The organism is Azoarcus taiwanensis (assembly GCF_012910885.1).
Lineage (GTDB): Bacteria > Pseudomonadota > Gammaproteobacteria > Burkholderiales > Rhodocyclaceae > Azoarcus_F > Azoarcus_F taiwanensis.
In genome coordinates, this window is sequence record NZ_WTVM01000246.1 from 1 (window position 1) to 2139 (window position 2139).

At 66.0% G+C, this 2139-nt stretch carries 4 protein-coding genes; all 4 read left to right on the plus strand.

Going from position 1 to position 2139, the window contains the following annotated elements:
- On the plus strand, positions 1-216 hold a 216-nt coding region (locus tag GPA21_RS20020; RefSeq protein WP_211163734.1), incomplete at its 5' end, for a type II secretion system F family protein.
- The gene (locus GPA21_RS20025; RefSeq protein ID WP_168989822.1) at positions 213-635 is read left to right on the plus strand and encodes a DUF192 domain-containing protein; all 423 of its coding nucleotides are present in this window, start codon (positions 213-215) and stop codon (positions 633-635) included. The genes GPA21_RS20020 and GPA21_RS20025, both read left to right, overlap by 4 nt.
- On the plus strand, positions 632-1528 hold the full coding sequence (locus GPA21_RS20030; protein ID WP_168989823.1) for a TadE/TadG family type IV pilus assembly protein: 897 nt from the start codon (positions 632-634) through the stop codon (positions 1526-1528). Before GPA21_RS20025 ends, GPA21_RS20030 begins: the two co-directional genes overlap by 4 nt.
- Positions 1529-1551: 23 nt before the next feature.
- Positions 1552-2073, plus strand: a complete 522-nt coding sequence (locus GPA21_RS20035; protein WP_168989824.1) for a hypothetical protein — start codon at positions 1552-1554, stop codon at positions 2071-2073.
- Positions 2074-2139: the final 66 nt, after the last annotated feature.

Here is a 2139-nt window from a genome sequence, read left to right on the forward strand (position 1 = left end):
ACCCTCATCCAGGCCGAGGCCACCGGCATGAGTCTCGGGCCCATCCTGCGCGCCCAGGCCGATCAGCGGCGCACCGAGCGCTTCGCACGCGCCGAGAAGCTCGCCATGGAGGCGCCGGTCAAGCTCCTCTTTCCGTTGCTGTTCTTCATCTTCCCGTGCGTGTTCGCGATCCTCATGTTCCCCATCGTGATGAAGTTTCTCGCCGTCGGCCTATGAGTGCGCACACTGACAGCGCTCAGGCGCGCGCCTCACACCCGAGCGCCGATCCGACCACGATACCCTCGGCAGCCCTGGCAGCGCCCGCACTCGTGGTGCGCCCGGCGGTGCGCCTCCTGGACCGGCTGCGCGGGCTCATCGGCTCGCCCGCGCCGGCGCCCGGTCAGGCGTTGCGCATCAGCCCGTGCAGCTCGGTCCATACCGCCTTCATGCACTACCCCATTGATGTGATCTTCGTCGATCGCCACGGGCGCATCCGCAAGGTCGTGCCCGCGCTCGCACCCTGGCGTGTGGCCGCATGTGTGGCCGCCCGCCACACCCTGGAGCTGGCCGCCGGCGAGGCCGCGCGCCTCGGGCTCGTGCCGGGCGGGCGCATCGCGCCCGAGTTGCTCGCCGACGACACAGGGTCACAGACATGAGAGCACACACCCCGCATCGTCCCCAGCGCGGCGCCACACTGGTCGAGTTCGTCATCGTCGGCCCGCTGGTGCTGTTCATCCTGCTCGCGCTCATGCAGTACGCGCTGGCCTTTCATGCCAAGAGCCAGTTGAACTACGCCACCTTCGAGGCCGCCCGCGCCGGCACGGTCTCCAACGCCAACCCCACCGCGATACGCACCGCCTTCGACCGCGCCATGACCGGTTACCACGGCGGGGGCACCACCACCGCCCAGCTGGCCGCCTCCCGCGCCCGCGCCACGGCCGAGTCGGCCTATGTGCGCATCGAGATCCTCTCGCCCACCCGGGAGAGCTTCGATGATTTCCACAGCCCGGCACTGGCCGCGCGCATGGGGGTCGGTTCGCGCGTGATCCCCAACGCCAACCTCGCCCACCTCGAATGCCCCACCGATCGCCCGGGCTGCAACCGCAACCCGGCCAGCAACGCCAGCGGTCAGACGCTGAGTGACGCCAACCTGCTCAAGCTGCGCATCACCTACGGCATCCCCCCGCAAAAGCAGATCCCGCTCGCCGGCCCGTTCATGACCCGCACGGTGGCGTTTCTGAATCCCGCCGATCCGGACGCCTTCCGCGCAAGCCTCCTCGCCCAGGGGCGTATTCCGGTGGTGACCCACACGGTCATGCGCATGCACTCGCCCGCCATCGAGGCGGCCAACGTATCGATTCCCGGGCCGGGCAACGCCGGTTCGCCCTCCGACCCGGGGCCGCCACCCGAGGGGCCGACCTTACCGGTGTGTCCGGTTACCGATCCGGCGTGTACCACGCCGCTAAGCAGTGGCGGCGGGAGTGATCCGGGCGAGGGACCGGGAGACGGTGAGCCGGAGCCACCTCCTCCCTGCGTCAACCTGCCTTAGTCACTGACAAACGGACATCATCCATGCGATTCGAACGGCTGATTGCAGCGATCTTTCTGACCTTGCTGTCGCTACCGGTCCTCGCGGACGACTTCATCTTCGGGGGTTCGCCGCCTGCCTGCGACCCCACGGTTTCAAGCTGTCTGCCTGAGCCTGAAGAACCCGTGTGCGATGTCACGGCGTGCTTCACGACCGCGGAGGGGCAAAAGCAGTACGAAATCAAGCACGGCTGCGTCTTCCCGCCGTCGTCACCATGTGGCGAGTTCGACACGAGCACTCAGTGCTGCGGCAAGAACCCACGCACCGGCGAAGCGACGGTCATTGACAAAGTCTTCAGCACGCCGGATGTGCTCATGCCGGAGTTCGACAGCTTCACATGGACCAACTTCAAGATGGCCTGCCCCGATGGAAAGCAGAATGATGCGCCGCCGGATGATGTTTGGGGGATGTGCGAAATCAACAGGCCTCATGATCCAGATGACCCAAATGACCACTACAACATCATAGATATATGGGCGCCTCGAAAAACCTCGGCACCTCTGTGATTGGTAAAATTGGATTGTCCTGATTTCGTTCTCTGCCGCCAGCCATGAAGAAACGCACCGCCATCA

Excerpts from the sequence above, each read along its gene's own strand:
- GPA21_RS20025 (WP_168989822.1), top strand. The coding sequence starts at position 213 with ATGAGTGCGCACACTGACAGCGCTCAGGCGCGCGCCTCACACCCGAGC.
- GPA21_RS20035 (WP_168989824.1), top strand. The coding sequence starts at position 1,552 with ATGCGATTCGAACGGCTGATTGCAGCGATCTTTCTGACCTTGCTGTCG.
- GPA21_RS20030 (WP_168989823.1), top strand. The coding sequence starts at position 632 with ATGAGAGCACACACCCCGCATCGTCCCCAGCGCGGCGCCACACTGGTC.